18 protein-coding genes and 1 pseudogene are annotated in these 24,070 nt (G+C 69.1%); 11 read left to right on the forward strand and 8 right to left on the reverse strand.

The features are described from left to right. Positions 1-25: 25 nt before the first annotated feature. Positions 26-5,110, reverse strand: a complete 5,085-nt coding sequence (locus E9536_RS22635) for an AAA family ATPase (RefSeq protein WP_168799558.1) — start codon at positions 5,108-5,110, stop codon at positions 26-28. Between the two features lie 346 nt (positions 5,111-5,456). Between E9536_RS22635 and E9536_RS22640 the strand changes: the two genes are divergently transcribed. The 3 genes from E9536_RS22640 to E9536_RS22650 all read left to right on the forward strand — a co-directional run bounded on the left by E9536_RS22640 (position 5,457) and on the right by E9536_RS22650 (position 8,176). Next, entirely contained in the window at positions 5,457-6,950 is a 1,494-nt protein-coding gene (locus tag E9536_RS22640) for a winged helix-turn-helix domain-containing protein (protein WP_168799559.1), read from the forward strand. Positions 6,951-7,044: 94 nt separating this feature from the next. After that, the gene (locus E9536_RS22645) at positions 7,045-7,416 is read left to right on the forward strand and encodes a response regulator (protein ID WP_027792632.1); all 372 of its coding nucleotides are present in this window, start codon (positions 7,045-7,047) and stop codon (positions 7,414-7,416) included. A 106-nt stretch (positions 7,417-7,522) separates the two neighbouring features. Further along, complete coding sequence (locus tag E9536_RS22650; protein WP_027792633.1) at positions 7,523-8,176, forward strand: response regulator; 654 nt, start codon at positions 7,523-7,525, stop codon at positions 8,174-8,176. Between the two features lie 80 nt (positions 8,177-8,256). Here the strand turns inward: E9536_RS22650 and E9536_RS22655 are convergent, their stop codons facing one another. The 3 genes from E9536_RS22655 to E9536_RS22665 all read right to left on the reverse strand — a co-directional run bounded on the left by E9536_RS22655 (position 8,257) and on the right by E9536_RS22665 (position 11,835). Continuing rightward, positions 8,257-9,228 carry a LysR family transcriptional regulator gene (locus E9536_RS22655; protein ID WP_136470695.1) on the reverse strand — a complete coding sequence of 324 codons (972 nt, stop codon included), beginning with the start codon at positions 9,226-9,228 and terminating at the stop codon, positions 8,257-8,259. A gap of 148 nt (positions 9,229-9,376) precedes the next feature. After that, complete coding sequence (locus tag E9536_RS22660) at positions 9,377-10,801, reverse strand: efflux transporter outer membrane subunit (protein ID WP_136470697.1); 1,425 nt, start codon at positions 10,799-10,801, stop codon at positions 9,377-9,379. Then, a complete protein-coding gene (locus E9536_RS22665) occupies positions 10,798-11,835 on the reverse strand; it encodes an HlyD family secretion protein (RefSeq protein WP_136470699.1) in 1,038 nt (345 codons plus the stop codon). Before E9536_RS22665 ends, E9536_RS22660 begins: the two co-directional genes overlap by 4 nt. Before the next feature lie 83 nt (positions 11,836-11,918). Here E9536_RS22665 and E9536_RS22670 point away from each other — a divergent pair, with 83 nt between their 5' ends. Continuing rightward, positions 11,919-13,496, forward strand: coding sequence for an MFS transporter (locus tag E9536_RS22670; protein WP_060173533.1), 1,578 nt, complete (start codon positions 11,919-11,921; stop codon positions 13,494-13,496). Between the two features lie 137 nt (positions 13,497-13,633). Here the strand turns inward: E9536_RS22670 and E9536_RS22675 are convergent, their stop codons facing one another. Beyond that, a complete protein-coding gene (locus E9536_RS22675; RefSeq protein ID WP_042973930.1) occupies positions 13,634-14,455 on the reverse strand; it encodes an alpha/beta hydrolase in 822 nt (273 codons plus the stop codon). A 555-nt stretch (positions 14,456-15,010) separates the two neighbouring features. Between E9536_RS22675 and E9536_RS22680 the strand changes: the two genes are divergently transcribed. Continuing rightward, positions 15,011-15,436 carry a DUF3331 domain-containing protein gene (locus tag E9536_RS22680; RefSeq protein WP_027792638.1) on the forward strand — a complete coding sequence of 142 codons (426 nt, stop codon included), beginning with the start codon at positions 15,011-15,013 and terminating at the stop codon, positions 15,434-15,436. 70 nt (positions 15,437-15,506) lie between these two features. Continuing rightward, entirely contained in the window at positions 15,507-16,328 is an 822-nt protein-coding gene (locus E9536_RS22685; protein WP_027792639.1) for an alpha/beta hydrolase, read from the forward strand. A 52-nt stretch (positions 16,329-16,380) separates the two neighbouring features. On the opposite strand, the gene E9536_RS22690 is transcribed toward E9536_RS22685, so the two are convergent. Continuing rightward, a complete protein-coding gene (locus tag E9536_RS22690; protein ID WP_136470701.1) occupies positions 16,381-17,022 on the reverse strand; it encodes an HD domain-containing protein in 642 nt (213 codons plus the stop codon). 503 nt (positions 17,023-17,525) lie between these two features. On the opposite strand from E9536_RS22690, the gene E9536_RS22695 reads away from it, so the two are divergent. Together E9536_RS22695 and E9536_RS22700 are read left to right on the forward strand one after the other, a co-directional pair. After that, positions 17,526-19,319 carry a winged helix-turn-helix domain-containing protein gene (locus E9536_RS22695; protein ID WP_091921816.1) on the forward strand — a complete coding sequence of 598 codons (1,794 nt, stop codon included), beginning with the start codon at positions 17,526-17,528 and terminating at the stop codon, positions 19,317-19,319. Positions 19,320-19,683: 364 nt separating this feature from the next. Beyond that, positions 19,684-21,147, forward strand: coding sequence for a mechanosensitive ion channel family protein (locus tag E9536_RS22700; RefSeq protein WP_027792642.1), 1,464 nt, complete (start codon positions 19,684-19,686; stop codon positions 21,145-21,147). A 54-nt stretch (positions 21,148-21,201) separates the two neighbouring features. Here E9536_RS22700 and E9536_RS22705 read toward each other — a convergent pair whose 3' ends face one another. Both E9536_RS22705 and E9536_RS22710 read right to left on the reverse strand, forming a co-directional pair. Next, on the reverse strand, positions 21,202-22,110 hold the full coding sequence (locus E9536_RS22705) for a LysR family transcriptional regulator (protein ID WP_060084585.1): 909 nt from the start codon (positions 22,108-22,110) through the stop codon (positions 21,202-21,204). Positions 22,111-22,225: 115 nt separating this feature from the next. Further along, complete coding sequence (locus E9536_RS22710; protein WP_027792644.1) at positions 22,226-22,507, reverse strand: XapX domain-containing protein; 282 nt, start codon at positions 22,505-22,507, stop codon at positions 22,226-22,228. A gap of 310 nt (positions 22,508-22,817) precedes the next feature. Here E9536_RS22710 and E9536_RS22715 point away from each other — a divergent pair, with 310 nt between their 5' ends. The 3 genes and pseudogenes from E9536_RS22715 to E9536_RS22725 form a co-directional block, all read left to right on the forward strand. Then, positions 22,818-23,504 (forward strand): hydrolase, encoded by a 687-nt coding sequence (locus tag E9536_RS22715; RefSeq protein WP_027792645.1) that lies wholly within the window; start codon positions 22,818-22,820, stop codon positions 23,502-23,504. Between the two features lie 169 nt (positions 23,505-23,673). Further along, positions 23,674-23,841, forward strand: a complete 168-nt coding sequence (locus E9536_RS22720; RefSeq protein WP_009692709.1) for a DUF1427 family protein — start codon at positions 23,674-23,676, stop codon at positions 23,839-23,841. A gap of 19 nt (positions 23,842-23,860) precedes the next feature. Further along, positions 23,861-24,070, forward strand: a pseudogene (locus E9536_RS22725) (amidohydrolase); the annotation flags it as partial.

Here is a 24,070-nt window from a genome sequence, read left to right on the forward strand (position 1 = left end):
TGACGGCCCGCGCCGGTCGCTTGCGTCAGCCCGCCGTCGACACCGGCAGCCGGAACGTCAGCACGGACCCGCCGTCACCGCGCGGCGCGGCTTCGAGCGTGCCGCCGTGCGCTTCGACGATCGAGCGGCAGATCGCGAGGCCCATCCCCATGCCGTTCGATTTCGTCGTGAAGAACGCGTCGAAGATCCGGTTCGCGATCCCGGCGTCGATGCCCGCGCCGCGGTCGGCAATGGAGACGGTCGCGTAGCCGTCGCCGGCCTGCGACGCGATGTCGAGTTCGCGCGATGCCGCCTGCCCGTCCATCGCGTCGAGCGCGTTGGTGACCAGGTTCAGGATCACCTGCTGGATCTGCGTGCGATCGGCCATCACGCGGATCGCGGCGCAATGCAGGTCGACGCGCAGCGCGACCTGCTTCGCGTCGATTTCGGTCGCGGTGAGGTGCAGCATGTCGCGGATCAGGTCGTCGATCGCGAGCGGTGCGAGCGCGGGCGGCGCCTGGCGGGCGAGCGAGCGCAGCGCGCGCACGATGTCGGCCGCGCGGACGCCGGACGCGCGGATGTCGTCGAGGCTCGCGAGCGCCTCGTCGAGATCGGGCGGGGTGCCGCGCAGCCAGCGCATGCCCGCGCCGGCGCTCGACACGATGCTCGTCAGCGGCTGGTTGATCTCGTGCGCGATCGACGCTGCCAGCTCGCCCATCACGGTCATGTGCGCGGTGCGCGCGAGCTCGGTGCGCGCATGCCGCAGCGCGGCCTCGGTTTCGAGCCGGCGCGCGTTTTCGTCGATCAGTTCCGCGTACAGCCGCGCGGATTCCAGCGCGTTGGCCGCTTGCGGCGCGAGCATTTCGAGCATCGCGATGCGGCGCGGCGAAAACACGCCGTTGCTCAGCGCATTCTCCAGGTACAGCACGCCGATCAGCACACCCTGCTTCAGCAGCGGCAGGCAGAACAGCGAACGCGTGGGGTGCGCGCGCAGGCTGTCGACGTGGTCGGGCAGGCCCTCGCGCTGCGCGTTCGCGAGCACGACCGGCTTGCGGGTGCGCGCGACGGTGTTCAGGATCGACAGCGGGACATCGTGCTCGGTGGGTTCGCTGCGGGCGATCTCGACGACCACGTCGCTGTCGACGATCCGCGCGGCGGCCTCGATCGTCAGCCGGTCGTTGCGGGCGAGCAGCAGCAGGCCGTAGCCGGCGCCTGCGTACACGATCATGTTGCGCATCAGCGTCTGGATCAGGCGCTCCAGCACGATTTCCTCGGATAACGAATGGGATGCGCGCATCGCGAGTGCGAAATCGAGGTCTTCGCGCGCGGGCACGGCCGCGCCGCCCGGCGGCGGCTCCATCACGAGGAACGTGTGCTGCGCTTCCAGCGCCTGCGCCTTGCCGGTCGCGCCCCAGCGCCGGTAGCACGCGTGCGCGAGCCGCCACTGATGGCGCGCCGGGCCGGTGAGCCCGAGCGACATCGCGTGGCGCGCGGCCAGTTCGTGCGCAAGCGCCTGTTCGTGCACGAAACCCCGTTCCGCGGCGAGGCTGGCCGACGCGTCGTACTGCTGCATCGCCGCGACGTGGTCGCCGCGCACGCGCGCGAATTCGGCGTCGATCAGCGCGAGCTTGTTGCGGAACGTCGCCGGATTCCGCTCGCTCCAGCCGGCGAAGCGCGCGCGCTGCGGCGCGAAGCGTTCGAGCAGCGGCCCGGGCGGCGTCGCGCCGCCGTCGGCCGCGATGCCGGCGAGCACGCTGAACAGGTGGAAATCGGACGTCATGATGTGCGCGGGCGTCGACCACGCGCTTGCCGCGGCCGCGTCAAGCGACGCGCGTGCCGCGGGTGCATCGCCGAAGACGAACGCCGCCTGGCCCGCAAGCACGTCGGTCCAGAACTGCAGGACCGACATCGGCGTTTTCGTCGACACGCGCATGCGCCACGTGCCGACCGGCCGGTCGTAGCCGAACTGCAGCGCGTCGACGAATTCCGACTGGGTGGACACGAGGTCGACGATGTCGTCGTAGCGCGCGCCGCGCGCGATCGCGAGCAACGGATCGATCTCGTCGCGAATCGCCGGCAGCGCTTCGCCCATCGACAGCAGGTCGCTGACGATGTGGTTGCAGCTGTAGCACATCCAGCGCAGCTCGGCGCTCGCGTTGCCGGCCGCTTTCGCTTCGCGTGCGCGTTCGAGCGCGTACGACAGCGGCTGGGTCCACACGCTCACCTGGTCGAGCGCGATCAGCGTCGCCGAGCGGTAGCGCTCGAAGCCGTGGCGATCGACCAGCGCGAGCGCGACCTTCGCGAATTCGAAGCCGTCTTCATACGCGCCGTGATGCTCGGCGATGCTCACGCCGTACCACGCGAGCCCCTGCACCGATGCGGCGGTGACGCCGTGCTGCAGCGTCAGCCGGACCATCGTCGCGAAATGCAGCAGCGGCAGCCCGCCGCTCGGATAGAACATCGCGGCTTCGAGCGCGGTCAGCAGGGCCATCGTCGCTTCGACGCGCGTGTCCGTCATCACGGGCAGCCCGACCAGATCGCCGATCGCACGGCCGGCGAGCGCGTCGCGCACGGCGTCGCCGGCCGCCGCGAGATCGGCGGCGGTCGGCGCGGCCGGCAGCGTCACGCCGAGCAGCGCCAGCCCCTGCAGCGCGACGTCGACCGCCTGCCGGTAGCGCGACTCGACCGTGAGCTGCGCGGCCTTCAGCCGGTGGGCCTCGGCGCGGTCGGCCGGCGTGCGCGTGCGCGCCATCAGTTCGTCGATCGTGCTCGATGCCTGCGCGGTGGCGCCGGTCGCGAGCAGCAGGCCGCCGCGCAGCATGCCGATGCGGCTCGCGAGACCGTAATGCTGCGCCCACGCATGCGGGCCGAGCAGCGTCTGCGCGCACGCGAGAAACGACAGCGCGCGATCGCGCGCGGCGACCGTGGCCGCCGCTTCCGCGGCTGCGACCAGCGCGTCCGCGAAGGCGAGCGCGAGCGTGCGGTCGAGCGGCGCGGTGCGCGCCTGCTCGATCTGGGCGGCCAGTTCCAGCAGCGCTTCGGTCGCCCGGGCGCCCGGGCGCGCCAGCATCGCGGCGGCGATCCGGGCGTGGCACTGCGCGCGCTCCGCCCGCCCGGCGAGCGCGTGAACGGACTCGATGACGCGGTCGTGCACGCAACGCCAGCGGTCATCGGCGTGCGACGCGAGGCCGGCCTGGCGCACGGGGTCCATCCAGAACGCGAGTTCGGCGCGCGTCTTGCCGGCGGCGGCACACAACAGCGCGACGTCGGCATCGGTGCCGATGCAGGCCAGCAGCGACAGCAGCGTTCTGGATTCATGCGGCAGCCGCTGGATGCGGACGGCAAGCAGGCTCACGACATTCTCGGCGAGGTGGTGCGCGTCGAGGTCGGCCGGCTGCCACTGCCATGTCCGCCGCACCGGGTCGTAGGCGAGCAGTTGCTCGTCGATCAGCGTGCGCACGAACTGCTGTACGTAGAACGGATTGCCGCCGGTCCGCCGCGTCACGATGTCGCCGAGCACGGACAGCCGGTCCGGCGCTTCACCGAGCAGGCCGGCCAGCATGTGCGTGACGCCGGGCGCGTCGAGCGGCGCCAGCGTCAGCGCCGACACGCGCGCGGGGGCGAGCTGCTGCAGGAAGCGGCGGAACGCCGGCGGGTGATCGTGCTGCGACCCGCTGCGATAACCGGCGACGAGGCAGACGTGGGGCGGCGGATCGAGCGCGACCGACGCGAGGAACGCGAGCGTCGCGTCGTCGGCCCACTGGACGTCGTCGAGCGTCATCACCAGCGGCTCGGCCGGCGTCGCGAAGGCGCGGAACGCGTTCACGACGATGCGGCACAGATGAAACTCCGGGATCGCGTCGGTATGGCCGAACGCGACGGGCTCGACGTCGAGCAGCCACGCGATCTCCGGAAAGATGCGGGACAGCAGGCTGGCCTGGGCGCCGATGCACGCGCGCAGCCGTGCGACGATCGCGGCGATTTCGTCGTCGCGCCGGGCGAGCGCGCTGCCGAACAGCGCGCGCAGCGCCGCCAGCACCGGCGCGTAGGGCCGGGCCGGCTGGAACCGGTCGACCTTCGCCGACGTGCACCAGGCCGTACGCGATGTCGCGCGCGACGCGCGCATGAAGTCCTCGGTCAGCGCGGTCTTGCCGACGCCGGGCGGCCCGTCCACCAGGACGATGGCCGCCTCGCCGGTCTGCAGGACCGCGGCCAGCGCGGCCGCGAGCCGGCGGGATTCGGCTTCCCGGCCGACCAGCCGGTCGGGCGTGCGCAAACCGGCGAGCGGATCGCTGCCGCCGAGCGCGAACGGCTCGACCCGGCCGGCTGCCAGCCAGTCGCGCCGGATGCGTTCGAGATCGTGCTGTACCGCGTCGCAGGACGGGTAGCGCTCGGCCGGCTCCTTCGCGATCAGCTTCAGCAGCAGGTCGCTCAGGATCGCGGGCAGGTCGTTGCGCAGCCCCGTGGCGGGCGACGGCTGCATCGCGACGTGCGCGTGCACCCATTCGGACGTCGACGCCGCCTTGTACGGGAGTGCGCCCGTCAGCAGGCGGAACAGCGTGATGCCGAGCGCATACAGATCGGAGCGTTCGTCGATGTCCGCCCCCTCGGAGACTTCGGGGGCCGCATACGCGGCGAATTCCGCGCGCAGCGGCTCCGCCGCGGCGTGTTCCGTCCGACGATTTCGCGCGTGCGCGAACGCGCGCAGCATGACCGTGCCGTCGGGCAGGGCGACGAAACTGGCCGGTTGCAGGTCGCCGTGCAGCCAGCCGAGCCGATGCAGTGCGCCGAGCGTGCGCACCGAGTGGATCGCCGTGTCGAGAAACGCGTCGAGCGGCAGCTGCGCGTCGGCGAGCGTGTCGAACGCGCGCCCGTCGACACGCGGAAAGACGAGCACCGGGCCGTCCGCCGCGCGGATCAGCGCGGCCGGCAGCAGCGCCCATGCCGGATCCAGCACGCCGTTCAATGCGTACTCGCGCTCGAATTGCCGGCAGCGCCCGTCGGATTCCCAGCCGGTCCGGCACGCGGACCACACGCGTCCGGTCTCGGTGTCGGTCAGGTCGAAGCACAGCACGTCGTCTGCGCGGACTGCGTTCGACAGGCGGGCGCGTGCCAGCCAGTCGGCATCCATTCGGTTCGTGTCGTCGGGGTTACGCAAGGGTTGGTTCACGATGAGGGCAGGCTGGATGGAACGGGACGCAACGGCATGTCGGCAGGCAGCGGCCGGGCACGATCGCACGCGCGGCATGCCCGGGCATTGTCCGACAGCCCGCGGAAATCTGCAGCACCCCCTCCCGGGGTTGCCGGCGCGCGGGTAGCGTCCCACTAAACCAATAGATAATGGCCGGCGCGCGCGCCACCCCATACGATAGGGTCATGCCTGCCGGCCCGCATCGATGCGACCGGACGGGCGGAACAGGGGGTGTCGCCTCGCTGGGCGGCGCACGATGCGGAGCAGCATAAGGCGGGTGCGGATCATGTATACGTTCGGGCGGGTGACGGTTTCCCTTGAGTGCCGCGAAGTCTGCGTCGACGGGCAGCCCCGGTATATCGGTGCCCGGGCGTTCGAGATTCTCGAGCTGCTGGTGAAGGCGGCCGGCAAGCTCGTGTCGAAGGACGAGATCATGGAGGCCGTGTGGCCGGACACGATCGTCGTCGAGAACAACATCCAGGTGCACATCTCGACGCTGCGCAAGCTGTTCGGCGGCAAGCACGGCTGGATCCGGACCGAGTCGGGCCGCGGCTACCGGCTCGCGCCGCCGGTCGATGCCACCCATGCAGCCCATGCCGGCCGCCTGCCGGACGCGCTCGAGCCGGTGCGCAGCGTCCGCACGGGTGCCGCACCGCGCAAGTGTCCGCTGATCGGCCGCGAGCCGGAAGCGGCCGAACTCCACGCGCTGCTCGAACGCGAGGCGTTCGTCACGCTGGTCGGTCCCGGTGGCGTCGGCAAGACGCATCTTGCGCTGGAGGTCGCCGCCGCGTGGTCGGCCGTGCGCGGCATCGAGATGGTCCGGATCGACCTGGCCGGCTGCCCGGGAGGCGCGACGCTGGAGTCCGCGGTACTGGGCGCGCTCGGCCTGCCGGGCGGCCCGGCCGCCGGGCAGGCGGACGTCGTGCGCGCGATCGGCGGGCAGCGCGTGATGCTGGTGTTCGACAACGCGGAGCAGCATGTCGGCGAACTGGCGGACCTGTGCGAAGCGATCGCCGACGAGAATGCCGGCGCGATCCTCGTCGTGACCAGCCGCGAGCCGCTGCGGGTCGCCGGCGAGCGCGTGTATCGTGTCGGGCCGCTGCCCGTGCCGCCGGCCGGCGCGACCGAAGGCGAGATCGTCGCGTGCGGGGCCGTCCGCATGTTCCTGGCGCGGGCGCGCGCGATGGGCACCGACGTGCCCGCGGATGCGAAGACGCTGGACGCGATCGCGACCGTCTGCCGGCGCCTGAGCGGCCTGCCGCTCGCGCTCGAACTCGGCGCGGCACGCGTCGCGCTGCTCGGGATCCAGGGGCTGGCCGCCGATCTCGACAAGTCGGTGCTGTCGTTGTCCGGCGGCCTGCGGACCGCCCATCCGCGCCAGCAGACGCTGCGGGCCACGATCGAGTGGAGCTACCGGCTGCTCGACGACGCGGAACGCACCGTGCTGTGCCGCCTCGCGGTGTTTCCGGATGCGTTCCCGCTCGACGCGGCGTGCGCGCTCGCCGCGTGCGACGAACTTGGCGGCGCACGCGTGCTCGACTGTCTCGTCAGTCTCGCGTCGAAATCGTTGCTGGTCGTTCATTCGGTCGGGCTGTCGAAGCGTTATTCGCTGCTCGAGGTCGTGCGCGCGTATGCGCTCGAGAAGCTGGCGGAATCGGGGGAAGCGCACCGCGTGCATGCGCGGTGCGCGTCGTTCACCGCCGCCGAACGCGCGGATTCGCGTCCGCCGGCGCCGGCCGCGCCCGCGCAGCCGCGGCTGGCCGCGGCGCCGTGGGCATGACGCACGGATCGCGGGGGCGGGGCGACGCCCGTCGACGCGGCCCCGCGTTGCATCACGCTGTACTGGATTGACACAATTTTCAGGTTCTCATTTCATGGCCATTGTTTGCATCATCGATGACGATGCGTCGGTCCGTAAGAGTCTCGCCAGCCTGCTGAAATCGGCTGGCCATACTGCATTGCCGTTTGCGTCGGGCGAGGAATTCCTGGCGGCCGATGCGCCGGCCGGCGCGATTTGCGTGCTGGTCGACCTGAAGATGAAAGGGATGAGCGGGCTCGACGTCCAGCGTCAGCTGATTCAGCGCAACGCGACGCTGCCGGTCATCTTCATGTCGGCGCACGGCGACGACGAATCGATCCGCCGCGCGCTGGCGCAAGGCGCGATCGCGTTCCTGCGCAAGCCGTTTCCGTCAGACGACATGCTCAACCTGATCGACCAGGTCGCATCCGGCACGCCGCCCGCGTGAGCGGCGCTCCGCCGGCCGGCCGCGCCGTCCGACGCGTGGCGGTTCCGCCCGGCATTTTGTTAGTTTATCATTTGATAATGAAGCGGATGCCTACACAGGGAATGCAATGGCGAGTACGCCGGACATGACGTCGAGCGGCAACGGCGGCGCGGGAGAACCCGCGCCGATCGTCTATGTGGTCGACGACGACGAAACGTTGCGGCGCGCGTTGAGCGCGCTGTTGCGTTCGGCGGGATTTCGCGTGGAGACCTTCGCGTCGTCGCGTGCGTTTCTCGCGTTCGAGCGGCCCGACGTGCCGAGCTGCCTGATCCTCGACGTGCGGCTCGCCGACGAGAGCGGGCTGGCCGTCCAGGAGGCGGCGGTGCGCGCGGGCCTGAACGTGCCGATCCTGTTCATGACGGGTTACGGCGACGTGGCCACGACGGTCAAGGCGATGAAGGGCGGCGCGCTCGATTTCCTGACGAAGCCGTTCGACGACGAGGCGATGCTCGATGCCGTCGGCCGCGCGCTGGAGCGCGACCGCACGCTTCATGCGGTGCGCGGCGCCTATGCGTCGTTGACGCCGCGCGAGCGCGAAGTGATGAGCCAGGTCGTCGCGGGCCTGATGAACAAGCAGATTGCCGCGAATCTCGGCCTTCAGGAAATCACGGTGAAGGTGCATCGCGCCCAGGTGATGAAGAAGATGCGGGTGCGCACGCTGCCGGATCTCGTGCGGCAGGCCGATGCGCTGGGCGTGCGCCCGGCCGGCGCGCGCGACTGAGCGCGCGGGGCCGGCCTGGCGGCGCAACGGTGAGGGTTTCGATGTGGCGGGCCGCGTCGCGACGATGACGACGGCGGCCCTCATGCGGCCACCGTGTTGCCAGCGACCGTGGCTTGCGTGACCGCGCGCACGTCGTGTTGCACGGCCGGCCGCGCGGCCGGCGCATCGTCGAACGCGGCGACGAGATGGTCGGCGAGCGCGCGGATGCGCGCGGGCAGGTTGCGGCGCGAGTGATAGAGCAGCGATGTATCGAGATCGCCGACCTGCCAGTCGGGCAGCAGGCGAACGAGCGCGCCGTCGCGCTCGAGCGGCCGGGCAAGATGCTCGGGCAGCACCGCGAAACCTGTGCCGCGGGCCGTCGCGAGAATCAGCGTGTCGAGGCAGTTCGAGCTGATCGCGCCGGCAAGACGGATCTCCGCGATCGCGCCGCTGCGCCGATGCCGCAGCGGCCATGGCGACCCGGCGGCGCCCGTCTTGCCACCGTGCGGATCCATGCGTTCGAGCGCCTGCGGCGTGAGCGCGTCGCCGCAGGCGGCGCGATACCGCGGGCTTGTGTACAGGCCCATCGGGATGCGCCCGAGACGCCGCTCGATGCACGTGAGGCTCGACGTGCGTGAGGTGACGATCGACAGGTCCGTCGCGCCGTTCAACGCCGCGCTCGGATGATCGGTCCAGTCGATCCGGACCCGTACGAGCGGATGTTGCCGGTTGAAATCGGCGAGCGCCGGCACCAGCCGGTCGGCGCCGAACAGGTTCGACACCTCGATCGATATCTCGCCCTGCATCTCGCTTGCGTTGGCGTGACAGCAGACGGAAAAGTGCTCGTATTGCTCCAGCAGCACGAGCGCCTGTTCGAGCACGTCGTGGCCGACGCGGGTCAGCGTCACCTTGCGCGTCGTGCGGTGAAACAGCAGCACGCCGAGCGACGTTTCGAGGCACTGGATCGAGCGGCTGACGCAGGGAACGCCGAGCCCGTGAAGCTCGGCGGCTTTCGTGAAGCTGCCGTGCTCGGCAACCGTCTTGAGTATCTCGAGCGTTTTCAGGCGATCCATGACGGGTCTCGCTCCGGTGAATTCGATACGCTCAATGTAGGCAGTGCGCCGGCACCGGGCAACACAAAAAACGTTAGGTAAGCTTAAGAGCAACTTGAAAATTCGTGAGGCCGCCGGAATGACCGGCGGGCCGCACGGCGGGTATCTTTCAAAGCCGGTCGTCGCGTTGCGCGACGTTTTGCGGTGCGACGGAGGGCGGCGTCCACCCGCCGCCCAGCGCGCGCACCAGATCGACCGTCGCAATCGCGAGCGCCTGGCGGCTGTGGATCAACTGGCGTTGCGCGTTCAATGCGTCGCGGTCCGCGTCGATGACCTCGAGATAGCTGACGTAGCCATGTGCGTAGCGGCTCAGCGACAGCCGCGCGGCTGCTTCGGTCGAGCGCGCCGCGCTGTCGTAGCGCACGATCCGCTCGTTCTGCGCGGCGATGTCGTTGAGCGCGTCCTGCACCTCGCGCAGCGCGCCCAGCGCGGTCGCTCGATAGTTCGCGTCGGCGAGCGCCGTGCCGGCCGTCGCGGCGGCTACCGCGGCGTCGCGCTTGCCGCCGTCGAACAGCGTTTCGGCCACGCTCGCCCCGAGGCCCCACAGCGAACTGTTGCGCTCGAGAAACGAGCCGAGGTCGCGGCTCGCGAACCCGCCCTGGGCCGTCAGCGTCAGCGTCGGCAGCCATGCGGTGCGGGCAACGCCGGTTTCGAGCGATGCCGCATCGACACGGCGTGCCGCCGCGTAGACGTCCGGCCGCTGCGCGAGCAGCACGGACGGCAGGCCGGGCGGCACCGCCGGCACGCGAATCGCGGCGGCGGTCGGCGCGACCGTGAAGCCGGTCGGCGACACGCCGGTCAGCACCGCGAGTGCATCGACGAGGTTTTCGCGCAGCCGCCGGCTGTCCGCGAGATCGGCGCGCGCGGTATCGAGATCGGCCGCCGCGCGCAGCGCGTCGAGATCGCTTGCCGCGCCGGCCCGCACGCGCGCGGCGATCACGTCGAGCGCGGTGCGGCGCAGCTTGATCGCGCGGGCGAGCGTCGCCAGATCCTCCTCGACGAAATGGAGCGTCAGGTAGTCGCTCGCGACCTCGGTCGCGACGCGCAGCCGCACGGCCGCGCGATCGGCGTCGGCCTGCAGCACGTTCTGCCTGCCGATTTCCGCGTCGCCGCGCAGGCGGCCCCACAGATCGACTTCATAGCTCGCGTTGAACGGCACCGACCAGTTGTGCATCAGGCGCTTCGGCAACGCATTGTCGACCGTGCCGGACACACGCGAACGGTTGAACGACGGATCGACGCCGACAGTGGGGGAAAGCGCGGCTTCGCGCACGCCGAGCAGCGCCTGCGCCTGGTCGACGCGCGCGGCGGCCGCACGGATGTCGAAGTTGCCGGCCAGCGCCGCATCGACGAGCGCGACGAGCGGCGCATCGCCGAACGACGCGGTCCATCCGGCGAGCGACGGGGCCGGTTCGCCGGGCGCATCCGCGTGGCGGAACCGGTCGGTGCCGACCGGGACGGGCGCGAGCGGCTGCGGCGCGATCGTGCAGGCGCCCAGCAGGCCGGCGGCGAGCAGCGCGACGAGGCGGCTCATGGCTGTTCCCGGCTGGCTTGCAGCGTGACGACGACCGACAGGCCGGGCCGGATGCGCGGCTCGGTCGACGCCTGCCCGTCGAGCAGGATCTTGACCGGCACCCGCTGCGTGACCTTCGTGAAGTTGCCGGTCGCGTTGTCGGGCGGCAGCAGCGCGAACTGCCCGCCGGTCGCGGGGGACAGGCTGTCGACGTGCCCGTTGAAGGTCAGGTCCGGCAGCGCGTCGAAACGCAGCCGCACCGCATCGCCGGCGCGCACGTGCTTGAGCTGCGTTTCGCGGAAGTTCGCGACGACCCACGGGTGCGGTTCGACCAGCGTGAGCAGCGCCTGGCCCGGCGCGACGTGCTCGCCGGTCTCGACGGTCTTCTTCCCGACGCGGCCGTCCGTCGGCGCGATGACGGTCGTGTACTGCAGTTGCAACTCTGCATCGCGCAAGTCGGCGTTGCCCTGGTGCGACACGGCGTCGGCCGCCTGCCATGCGGCCTGCGCGCTGCGCTGCTGCGCTTGCGCCGCGTCGATGCGGGCACGCGCGGACTTGCGCGCCGCGTTGGCCGCATCGAATTCCTGTTGCGACAGCCCGCGCGGCGTCTCGCGGGTCAGCTCACGCGCCCGTGCGTAGTCGAGTTCGGCCTTCTCGGCGTCGGCGTGCGCGGACACGAGCGTCGCGTCGGCCTGCTCGACCAGCGCCTTCGCGCGCATCGCATCGGCGCGCGCCTGCGCGACGCGCGCACGCTGCAGCGCGACGCGCACGTCGAAATCGCGCGGGTCGAGCCGCACGAGCGGGTCGCCCGCATGCACGAACTGGTTGTCGTCCACCAGCACGCGCTCGACGGTGCCGGCCACGCGCGGCGAGATCACGTGCAGGTGGCCCGTCACGTACGCGTCGTCGGTGCCGCGTTCATGCGCATCGTATTCGTAGACCAGCAGCGCGACGAGCCCCAGCGCGGCGCCGGCGATCAGGACGATCGGCCATTTGCGCGAGCGTGCGGGGGAGGCGGGCGGCGGGTTCGACGCGTTCGTCGGGTTCGTGCTCACAATCGGGTAACTCCATCGAACGGACAGGTTTCTTCACATCGCGCTATGCTTGCGCGAGCCTCAAATACGGGAGCCGCACGACGATGAATACCACGTTCGCCCCCGGTGGCGCGACACCGGGGCCGGCCGCGCCGGCCACCGACATACCGACGTTTCGTTCCATCGCCGCGATCGCGGCCGTACTGCTCGGCGCGATCATCTCGACGCTGACCTCGCGCATCACGTCGCTCGGGCTCGCCGACGTACGCGGCGCGCTCGGCGTCGGCTTCGACGAGGGTGCGTGGATCAACACCGCGTTCACCGCGTCGCAGATGTTCGTCGGGCCGCTCGCGATCGCGGCGGCCTTCGTGTTCGGCACGCGCCGCGTGCTGCTGGCGGGCGCCGCGGTATTCCTGGCCGTCGAAAGCATGCTGCCGCTGTGCACCGACTTCGGCACGTTCATCGCACTGCAGAGCGTAGCCGGTTTCGCGTCCGGCGTGTTCGTGCCGTTGACCGTCGGGTTCGTCGTCCGCACGCTGCCGCCGCGGCTCATTCCGTTCGGCATCGCCGCGTATGCGATGAACCTCGAGATGTCGCTGAACCTGTCGGCGACGCTCGAAGGGTGGTACAGCGAACACCTGAGCTGGCGCTGGTTGTTCTGGCAGAACGCGCTGCTGACCGTGCCGTTCATCGTGTGCCTGATGCTGTCGCTGTCCAACGAACCGGTCAAGCGCTTCGCGTCCGGTATCGACACGCGCGGCATGGTGCTCGGCGCCGGCGGGTTCGCGTGCCTGTGCGTCGCGCTCGACCAGGGCGAACGGCTGTTCTGGTTCCAGTCGCCGCTGATCGTCACGTTGCTGTGTGTCGGCATCGTGATGGTGGCCGCGTTCCTGATCCACGAGCTGGCCTCGCGCAGCGCCGGGCTCGATCTCGGTTACCTCGCGCGGCCCAACATCGCGTGGCTGATCGTGCTGGTCGGCCTCGTGCGCTTCACCGTGCTCAATACGAGCTTCATTCCGTCGGCGTTTCTCGCGAGCACCTACGGGCTGCGCCCGCTGCAGATCGGCGACACGCTGCGCTGGATCGCGATCCCGCAGCTGCTGTTCGCGCCATGCGTCGCATGGCTGCTGCAACGCGTCGATCCGCGCCGGCTGATCGTCACCGGCTTCGTGATGGTGGCGTTCGCGTTCGCACTCGGCGCGCGCCTCACGCCCGTGTGGGCCGAACCCGATTTCATCCCGTCGCAGCTGCTGCAGGCACTGGGCCAGACGATGGCGCTCACGTCGGTGATCTTCTTTTTCGGCAAGCACGTGACGGCCGAGCACGCGCTGACGTTCGGCGCGGTCGTGCAGACGACGCGCCTGCTGAGCGGGCAGCTCGGCACGACGTCGATCGCGGTGATCCAGCGCATCATGGAGGCTACCCATTCGAATCTCGTCGGTCTGCATGTCACGCTGTCGGATCCGCAAACGCTGGAGCGGCTGCGGGCCGGCGCGGCGTCGCTGGTCGCGCACGGCGCGACCTTCGCGGCCGGCGACCAGGCGACTTACGCGCTGCTCGACCGGGCGGTTCGCGTCCAGGCGACCACGCTCGCGCTGGCCGACAACTTCAGGGTGGCGATGGCGTTCGCGATCGCGGGTGCGTTGATCGGCTTGCTGCTCAGGCCGGCGCGTACGCCGTGAGCGCCCGCCGCCGCGGCGGCAATCCTGGCGACGGCGCATGCGGCATGCGGAATCGCGTCGGCCTGAAAATTCCTGAAAAATGCTGAAGGGCGCGCCGCCGTGACGGTATGACGGCCGGGCGCGCCGTGTCGCGCGGCTTACGCCTTCAGGAATGCGAGCAGTTCGGCGTTGATCCGTGCGGCATCGACGACGCACATGCCGTGCGAGCCGCCCGGGATCACCTTGAGTTCCGCGTGCTTCACGATCTTCGCGGACAGCCGGGCCGAATCGTCGATCGGCACGATCTGGTCGTCGTCGCCGTGCAGGATCAGCGTCGGCACGTCGATCTTCTTCAGGTCTTCCGTGTAGTCGACCTCGGAGAATTCCTTCACGCACAGGTACTGGCCGTGCACGCCACCCATCATGCCCTGCGCCCAGAACGCATCGATCGTGCCTTGCGACACCTTTGCCTGCGGCCGGTTGAAGCCGAAGAACGGCACCGCGAGATCCTTGTAGAACTGCGAGCGGTTTTCCGCGACGTTCTTGCGGATCCCGTCGAACACGTCCATCGGCAGGCCGCCGGGATTGGTCGCCGACTTCACCATCTGCGGCGGTACGGCGCCGATCAGCACGGCCTTCGCGACGCGCTTCGTGCCGTGCCGGCCGATGTAGTGCGCGACTTCGCCGCCGCCGGTGGAGTGGCCGACGAGCGTGGCTTCGTGCAGGTCGAGCGCGTTCATCAGCGCGGCGAGATCGTCGGCATACGTGTCCATGTCGTTGCCCTGCGACGGCTGGCTCGAGCGGCCGTGACCGCGGCGGTCGTGCGCGATCACACGGAAGCCGTGCTGCACGAGGAACAGCATCTGCGAATCCCACGCGTCGGCGCACAGCGGCCAGCCGTGCGAAAACACGACCGGACGGCCGCTGCCCCAGTCCTTGAAGTAAATCTGGGTACCGTCTTTCGTGGTGATCGTATTCATCGTATGGGCTCCTGGATGGGTGGAAGCGGCATGCTTGGGGGCAGCCGCGGCGGCTGCCGGCAGCGCGGCGGCTGCAACGGCGGTCGCGCCGGCGAGCAGCATGTCTCGGCGGCGTGCCGAGGGAACGGCGTCGGTATCTGCGGGACGCATGAAGTCTCCTTGAACGTGCGGTATATCGATGCCGCGTTGGATGGTGGGTTCGGATCTGCCCGCAGGCGGCAATCCAGCGGGCAGCCGGCGTGCGTTCGAGCGGCCGCGCGCAGGCCGGCGCGCGAACGTCGTGAACGAAAGCCGACAGGAGCCTATCCCGCGGCCATGCGGGCTGTACTGAAATCGCGCTGAATTTTCGTGAAGCCGTATGTGGTGCACGCCGCGCGACGCATGTGCGCACCGGCCAGAAAAATTAAGTCTCGCATCAAGACTCTTCAGCGGCGGCCCGCTATCGTCAGTGTCAGGTCATCCCGTCGCGGGCCGGTGCCGGCTCGCGCGGCGGATGACGATCGCGTAGCGGGCGGGTGCAAGGCATCCGGCCCGCCTCACCTGCCTGGATCTGCCATGGACGCATTCGATCGCTGGGAGCACGTGATGACGCTGCTCGACCCGTCGCCGGCCGCACGCCATTGCGCGCCGTCGCTTGTGCGCGACCCGGACACCGCGCGCCGCCGCCATTGCAACGACGCATCGGCCGCGTCGAGCGGCGGCGTGCGCCGTCGTTGCGCGATCATCGCCGCCGAGCGGCAGACCGATTCGTCGGTCCTGGTGTCGTGGAGCGACCCGACGCGCTGCCGCTACGACGAGCAGCGCTGGATCAGCGCGAAGTCGCGCGCACTCGCGCGCTGCGCGCTGACCGGCACGACGATTCGTCCCGGCGACGCGATCTACAAGCCGCAATGGCGCGGGGCCAAGCGTCCCGCGAACTACCGGGAAGTGATCCTCGCGTCCGAGATGGACCGGTTCATCGGCCGGCTGTCCCGGTCGTGACGGCGGACGCGGTACCCCGTCCGCCGGCCGACGCCGGCGCGCACCGCTTTTTCACCACTGAGGAATCCGTATGAGCACGTTCACGACCCGCGACGGCGTGTCGATTCACTACAAGGACTGGGGCGCCGGGCGCCCGGTTGTGTTCATTCACGGCTGGCCGCTGAACGCGGATATGTGGGACGTCCAGATGCATCACCTCGCGTCGAACGGCCTGCGCGGCATCGCCTACGACCGGCGCGGCTTCGGCCGCTCCGGCCAGCCGTGGACGGGATACGACTACGACACGCTGGCGGACGATCTCGCGACGCTGATCGACACGCTCGGGCTGCACGACGTGACGCTCGTCGGCTTCTCGATGGGCGGCGGCGAGGTGGCCCGCTACATCGGCCGGCACGGCACGCGGCACATCGCGAAAGCCGTGCTGATCGGCTCGGTGACGCCGCTGGTCGCGCGGCGCGACGATCATCCGGACGGTGTCGACGTCGCCGTGTTCGACGGGATTCGCGCGGGCATCGTGGCCGATCGCGCGGCGTTCTACGAGCAATTCTGGCCGCTGTTCACCGGGTCGAACCGGGCCGCTTCGACGATCTCGCGCGCTGCGCTCGACTGGACGTCGTTCATGGCGCTGCAGGCCGGGTTGAAGGGAACGCTCGACTGCGTCGGCGCGTTTTCCGAAACCGATTTCCGTGCGGATCTCGACAAGTTCGACGTGCCGACGCTCGTGATTCACGGCGACGACGACCAGACGGCACCGCTCGCGCTCACGGGCGCCGTCACGGCGCGGCGCGTGCCGCACGCGACGCTGAGCATCTACGAGGGCGGCCCGCACGCGTTGTACCTGACGCATGCGCAACGCCTGAACGACGAACTGCTGGCGTTCGCGCGCGCATGATCCGGCGGTGGCGGCGGTGACGCGGCCGCACGGGCCCGGCCGGACGGCCGGCTCACTCCGCCCATTTCGACCCGAGCACCAGCCCGCAGAAATTCGTCCGACGATAGTCCGGGTCGCAACGCTCGAGCACGTCGGCGGACACGTTGCCGAACGCGGCAGCGGGGCGATGTGCGGTGCCCGCGGCGAGCGCTTCGAGAAACAGGTCCTTGAAGCAAGGGCCGCGCGGCCATGCGCGCACGATCGCGTCGCGTTCGGACAGGCTCACCTCGTCGAAGTGATGCGCGAAGAGGTCGGTCTCGACGCCGGCGCCGAGCAACGCCGTCAACGGCGTCATGTACGGGTGGATCCCGAACGTCGCATGCAGCGCGATCGCGCGCCAAACCTCCGCCGCGTCGTCGGCGGCGACGCCGTATCCTCCGAGGAATGCGTGCGCCGCATTCGCGCCGTCGATCTCGAAGCGCCGGCGCGAATGCCGGTAGCGCTCCGTCAAGCCGAAGTGATGGAACAGCGCGGCGACGTACAGCAGCTCGGCGTTGAACGCGATGCCGCGACGCAGCCCGATGATCGATGCAAACGCGAACACGCGCATCGCGTGCCGGAACAGCAGTTCCGGTTCGCACGCGCGTACGGTGTCGGCGGCGTCCCGTGCGAGCGGGGCGTCGGGAATCCTGATGCCGGCGATACGGTTGCCCATGGTCGTATTCCTCACGGCGTGGTGAAAGTCGCTCGACGCTGGCGCCATCGACCCATCGTTGCGCGCCGCGCCGCTGAATGTCCTGAGCGGCGCCTGAATCGTTATGAACGGAAAATCCGACCGACCGCCGCCCGCGAAATCGGTTACACCACGTCCGGCATGTCTTTTTTACCCGGCCTTATCCGCAAATCAGGCGTGCGGTTTTATTTAATTGATGAGTCGAAGAAGTTAATTCCGGCAAATCTCAGGTTTTATCCTACGAAACGGATTCATGGATGAATCACTGTTTCGCGTGCAGTGAGCGCGGGATGCCGCACCGCACTGGGGCAGCGGCGCCCGCACGTGGAGACGCCGGGGAAATCGTGGTTTTCATCGATTCAAAAAATTTGCTCAATAGCTTCTGATAATTTGAATCATCTCAAGAGGCAAATGCCGTAGCATGAGCGTCCAATCGATGTCATTTTTGACAGGGCATCGATGCACGCTATCGATTGAAAATTCTCATGATCCGAATTGGAACGCTACACGTATTTCTTGACAGGCGTGAAATTCGCTCGAACGGCAAACTGCTGCGTATCGGCAGTCGCGCATTCGAAATTCTCGAACTCCTGATTCGGGCAAACGGCGCCCTGGTCTCGAAAGACGAGATCATGCAGCGCGTGTGGCCGCACACGGTCGTGGAGGAAAACAACCTGCAGGTGCACGTCGCCGCGTTGCGCAAGGCGCTCGCCGACGATCGCAACCTGATCGTGACGGTGCCGGGGCGCGGCTATCGGCTGGTCGGCGGCCGGGCCGAGGTCGCGGCCCCCGTGCGCGCCGTGACGTCGCGGCTGACGGCCGCGCCGACCGCGCTCGTCGGCCGCGAGCAGACCGTCGCCGAGGTGCTGGCGGCGCTCGACACCGCGCGCGTCGTGACGCTGGTCGGGGCGGGCGGCATCGGCAAGACGCGGGTTGCGCTCGAAGCGGCCATGCGCGCCGAAGCCAGTTTTCCGGACGGCGCCGCGTTCGTGTCGCTGGCCACGGTCGCCTGTCCGCAATTCGTGCCCGACGCGCTGGCGGCGGCGTTCGGCATCGCACAGTCCGCCGGATCGCTGACGCTCGAGGCGGTGCTGGCCAGCGTCGCGAACCGCCGGATGTTGCTGGTGCTGGACAATTGCGAGCATCTGCTCGACGCGGCCGCGCGGATCGCGAGCGCGCTGACCGAATCCGACGCCGGCTTGCGCGTCCTCGCGACCAGCCGCGAGGCGCTGCGTATCCAGGGCGAGCGGCTGTGTCCGATCCCGCCGCTCGAGGTGCCGCGCGAAGGTGCCGACGATGCCGAAAAGCTGGGCGCGAGCGCGGTGCAGCTGTTCTCGGCGCGTGTGCAGGCCGCCGATCCGCGTTTCCCGCTCGACGAACGCAGCGTGTCGCTGATGGCATCGGTGTGCAGGCGCCTCGACGGCCTGCCGCTCGCGATCGAACTGGCCGCGGCCCGCGCGGCCGTGCTCGGCATCGACGTGCTGGCCGCGCATCTCGACGATCATTTCCGGTTGCTGACCGGCGGGTTTCGCACGGCGTTGCCGCGTCATCAGACGCTGCAGGCGATGTACGACTGGAGCTACCGCCTGCTCGGCGATGCGGAGCGCCTGCTGTTGCGATGGCTCGGCGTATTCCGCGACACCTTCTCGATCGACGCGGTGCGGGAGATCGTCGGCGCCACGCGGCTGGCCGATGTGGACCTGCTCGACACGATCGCCGGCCTCGTGTCGAAGTCGCTGCTGAGTCTCGAAAGCGCGCACGGCGCACCGCGTTACCGTCTGCTGACGACGACGCGTGCATACGCGTTGCAGCAGCTCGAGAACAACGGCGAATGCGCGGCCGCCGCCCGCGCTCACGCGAACTACTTCCACGCGCTGTTCCGGCTCGCGCCGGTCGACGACGGCGGGCCGCTCGCCGAATCGCGGCTCGACGTGATCCGGCGCGAGCTCGGCAACCTGCGCGCGGCGCTCGACTGGGCGTTTTCGCCGAACGGCGATGCGGAGATCGGCATCGCGCTGGCGGCCGTGGCGGTGCCGTGCCTGTTCGACCTGTCGCTGGTCGACGAATGTCGCGAACGCGCGCGCGCGGCGCTCGATTCGATGCGCGACATGGACGAGACGCGCACGCGCGACGACGCGCGCGTGCGTCTGCTCGCCGCGTATGCGGCCGCGCTCGCCCATACCGCCGGGTCGACGCAGGTCGCGCACGACGCGTGGTCGGAAGTGCACGCGCTCGGGTTCGACACGGGCGAGAGCGAGCTGCCGCCGCGCGAATCGTAGCGGCGCGCGGCCGTCGCGGCTTCAGAACGTTTCAGGCTGAACACATGACCGGGCCGGCCGGTGCGTCTACATTGATCGGACGCACGGACCGTCGGCGATACGCGGGCAGGCCGGCACGCCACCGGCTCGCGCTGCGGCGTCGCGCGGTCGCGACGCCGCTGAATGCCGGCGCGGGGCGGCGGTCGCCACACGTGCGGCCGCGGCGGCTTCGCGCGTCATCGAACGACTACCGCATGAAACCTGTCCAGTCCGACCTTTCGCGCCACGATTCGCCGCCCGCGGCCACACGCCGGATCGGGCCGTGGGCGATGTGCGCGCGCGGGTTCCGCTCGCGACGTGTGTCACGCTTGCCGTCCGCTCCATCATGCTGAACCTTTCCGCCACGGTCGCTTACGGCGCACCGATCGTCATTGCCGATCTCGTCGCATGGCGGTTGCTCGGGCCCGGCCGTTCGACGGCGAAAGCGATAGGGCGCTGCGCGTCGTTCGCCGCGCTGACCTATGTGCTGTTCGCGACCGGCGTGAGCCCGCTCGCGGTGCCGCCGTCGCCCGACCGGCTCGACCGGCTGGCGATCCAGGTGATCGGGGTCGCGTGGTGGCTGCAGTGCGCGCTCGTGTTCAGCCTGATGCTTGACCATCTGCTGCTGCCGCGCGCGTGGCGCACCCAGCGGCTGTTTCACGACATCGCCGCCGGCGCCGTGTTCGGCGCGGCCGCGGTGGCCGCGCTCGGCTACGTGCTGGGCCTGCCACTGAGCGGGCTGGTCGCGACGTCGGGTGCAGTGGCCGTGATCCTCGGGCTGGCCGTCCAGAACACGCTGAACGACGTGTTCTCCGGCCTCGTGCTGAATACCACCCAGCCGTTCCGGCTCGGCGACACGGTGGCCATCGGCGAGCTGGAAGGGCGCATCGTGGAAAGCAACTGGCGCGCGACCAAGCTGATCGACGGCCTCGGCAACCTGGTCGTCGTGCCGAACAGCACGGCGGCGAAGACGACGATCGTCAACCTGAGCGAACCCGAGAACGTGCACGGCGTGACGTTGACGATCGAGATCGATCCGGAAGTGCGGCCGGCCATCGTCGTCGATGCGCTCGACCGCGCCGCCGCCAGCTCGCTGGACGTGCTGCCCCGTCCCGCACCGGTTTCGGTCGTCAAGGCGTTCCGTACCAATTCCGTCGAATACGAGCTCGTCTGCTACGTCGATGCGCTGCAGAAGAAGATCGCCGTGCGCAACCAGCTCTACGACCTGGCTCACCGGCACCTGGCCGCCGCGGACATCGCATTGCGCCCGCTGGGCGGGACGGCCGCGACGCACCGGCCGGTATCGCGCGGGCAACGGCTGCTGCGCGCGGTCGAACTCTTCCGGCAGCTCGGCGACGACGACCTGGCGGTGCTCGCCGATGCGCTCGCGTCACGCGTGTTCCACAAAGGGGACGTGATCTATGCGTCGAATGCCGATACGCGCCTGCTGACCATCGTCGGCGCCGGCGTCGCGTCGGTGTTCGTGCCGGGCGCGGCGGGGGACATCGAGGTCAGGCGGATGGCGCCGGGCGACGCGATCGGCCAGTCCGTCGTGCTGGCCGGCACGCAACTGCACGCGAGCGTCCATGCGGTAACGACGGTAACGGCGTTTCAGCTGAGCAGCGGCGACCTGTCGCCGCTGATCGCGCGCAAGCCCGAGCTCGGGCGGCTGATGTGCGAATCGCTGTCCGAACACATCGCGACCGAGGAGAAGATGATGATCCCGCCGGCCGCGAGTGCGCATGCGTCGTTCAAACTGATCGAGTGGCTCGAGAAGGAGATGAAGCGCCTGCACGATTCGTTCGGCTGATGCGGGGCGGTTGCCTGCGGCCGGGGGGGCGAACGCGGGCCGCGGGCGGCGGAATCAAACGAGCGCGGTAAACCGGTCGACGAGATCGGGTTGATCGAGCTGGTCGACCCACCAGTGCAGCGCGCGTCCGGCTTCGTCGCCGCGCCACGCGAGATAGCACTGCGTCGTGTCGCGCATGCCGGTCACCTCGCGTGCGACGAGCTTGCCCTGCGCGATCGCGCGTGCCGCGATGCAATCCGGGAGCGTGCCCACCGCGAGCCCTTCGCACTGCGCGGCCAGTTTCGCGGCGAGCGTGGGGACCGCGAGATACGGCTGTCCGGCATCGATCGCGACCGAGCGCGGCTGCAGCTCGCGCGATGTATCGCTGATCACGGCGCCGCGATACTCGACGACGGACGCCATCGACAGCGGTTCGGGCAATGCCGCGAGCGGATGGGTGGGGGCGACGGCGAACACGTGCCGGAGCGAGCCGATCGGTCGCGCGACGATGTCCGGCAGTTCCGGCGGCTCGCCCGCCGCGCCGACGACGAGATCCGCGCGCCGCGAAATCAGCGCATCCCAGGTGCCGCCGAGGACTTCGGTGGACAGGCGCAGCCGCGTGTCCATCTCGAGCCCGTAGAACGCATGCACGTATGGCCACAATGCCTCGAAGGGCAGGATCTCGTCGATGCAGATGCGCACCTCGGTTTCCCAGCCTTGCTGCGCGCGCTGCGCTTTCAGTTCGAGCTGCTCGGCCGCATGCAGGAGCCGGCGGCCTTCCTCGACGACCACGCGCCCCGCGTGCGTGAGCTTCGCGCGGCGTCCGCTGCGGTCGAACAGCGCGACGCCGAGATCGCTTTCGAGCTTTTGCACGAGATAGGTCAGCGCGGACGGTACGCGGTGCAGCAACTCGGCGGCCTCGGCGAACGTGCCGGTGCGGTCGATCGCGTCCAGTGCCTCGAGCGCTTCGAATGACAGCTTCATGATGAATTCCACGGGGGCATCGGGCTGTCATGTTATCGCCAAGCACGCCCGGCTCCAACACGATTCACGACAATTCAGCCGCGTACGCGATCGGAGCGCCCTCGATCGGCGCGCATCAGGCCGGCGTCGACGGCCCTTTCTTCGCGGCGGCCCGGGTGGCCTGCGCACCGGGCAGCGTGCCGAACATGTGCTGGCCGCACTTCGCGTCGCTCCACGCGGTTTTCAGCTGGATCCCGGACAGCACGCGGCGTGCGACCGGCAGGATCTGTTCGCCGGCGAGGATGCCCAGCAGGCCGGCCAATGCGACGGTGGGCGGCGCCGGCGATGCAACCCCGATCAGCGCGTAGACGACGCCCGCGAGGATGCCGGCCAATAACGATGCAATATAGGACGTCATGATTCGAATTAGGGAAATGACAACCGTGTGAAAAATACGGATAAATACCGATCGGTCGATGATCGGAAAATCAATTTGGAGCGTAGCAGGTCTGCTCCGGAGGCGCGTATTTAATTCGGCGGTTTTAAGATCTTTTAAGGCCTGAATTTAGGGTTTTTATTAATCAAATCGATTAATTGGCGCTACGATGAATTCGCGTGTTGAATGACACCGGCTGGTAGGCGAACCTCCCGTCACAGCGCAGTGGGCGCCTCCCGGTTGGCCGGTGAGGCTGGCTCTCTCTTTTCCCGCGTCAAAGGATATGACCGCCATGAGCAATCCGAAACTTGAAGTACTCACTCCCCACAACAGCCAGATCATCTTCATCGATCAGCAGCCGCAGATGGCGTTCGGCGTGCAGTCGATCGACCGCCAGGTACTGAAGAACAACGTCGTCGGGCTCGCGAAGGCCGCGAAGGTGTTCAACATCCCGACCACGATCACGACGGTCGAGAGCGACAGCTTCTCGGGTTACACCTACCCCGAACTGCTCGACGTGTTCCCGAACCAGAAGACGCTCGAACGTACGTCGATGAACTCGTGGGACGACCAGAAGGTGCGCGACGCGCTGGCCGCAAACGGCCGCAAGAAGGTGGTCGTGTCGGGCCTGTGGACGGAAGTCTGCAACACGACGTTCGCGCTCTGCGCGATGCTCGAAGGCGACTACGAGATCTACATGGTCGCCGATGCGTCGGGCGGCACGTCGAAGGACGCGCACGACTTCGCGATGCAGCGGATGGTGCAAGCCGGTGTCGTGCCGGTGACCTGGCAGCAGGTGCTGCTCGAATGGCAGCGCGACTGGGCGCACCGCGAGACCTATGACGCTGTGATGGCGATCGCGAAGGAACACTCGGGCGCGTACGGGATGGGTGTCGACTACGCGTACACGATGGTCCACAAGGCTGCACCGCGCACGGCGACGCCGCACGAGTCGATTCCGCCGGTTCCGGCGAAGTAATCGCGGGCAGTTGCGACTGCCCGTGCCGATGCCGCGTGTTCTGCACGAATACGCGCCATCGGCTCCATGAAAATCGCGGGCGGCTGCCGTGACTGCCTCACGGATGTCGCCCGCGCCTGTTTTCCAGGACGTAAAGCCTGCATTTCAACCTGACCGGGACATTGATCGTATGGAACCTTATCTGGTTTCCCTTGGCGCGGGTTTGCTGATCGGCGTGATCTACAGCGCGATCAAGGTCCGTTCTCCGGCACCGCCGCTGATTGCCCTTGTCGGGTTGCTCGGCATGGTGATCGGCGTGCAGGCCATTCCCGCCGTCAAACAGCTTTTTGGCTTCTGATCGATACGAGGTGACGCACATGACCGCAACCGAGTCCCAACCGGATCTGATCCTTCACAACGGAAGGTTCACGACCCTCGACCGCGCGAACCCCGTCGCGAGCGCCGTCGCAATCAAGGACGGCCGCTTCGTCGCGGTCGGCCACGACGCGGACGTGATGCCGCTCGCGGGCCGCGCGACGAAGGTCGTCGATCTCGAGGGCCGCGGCGCGCTGCCGGGCCTGATCGAC

It is taken from the genome of Burkholderia sp. LS-044, assembly GCF_004803625.1.
GTDB classification, from domain to species: domain Bacteria; phylum Pseudomonadota; class Gammaproteobacteria; order Burkholderiales; family Burkholderiaceae; genus Burkholderia; species Burkholderia cepacia.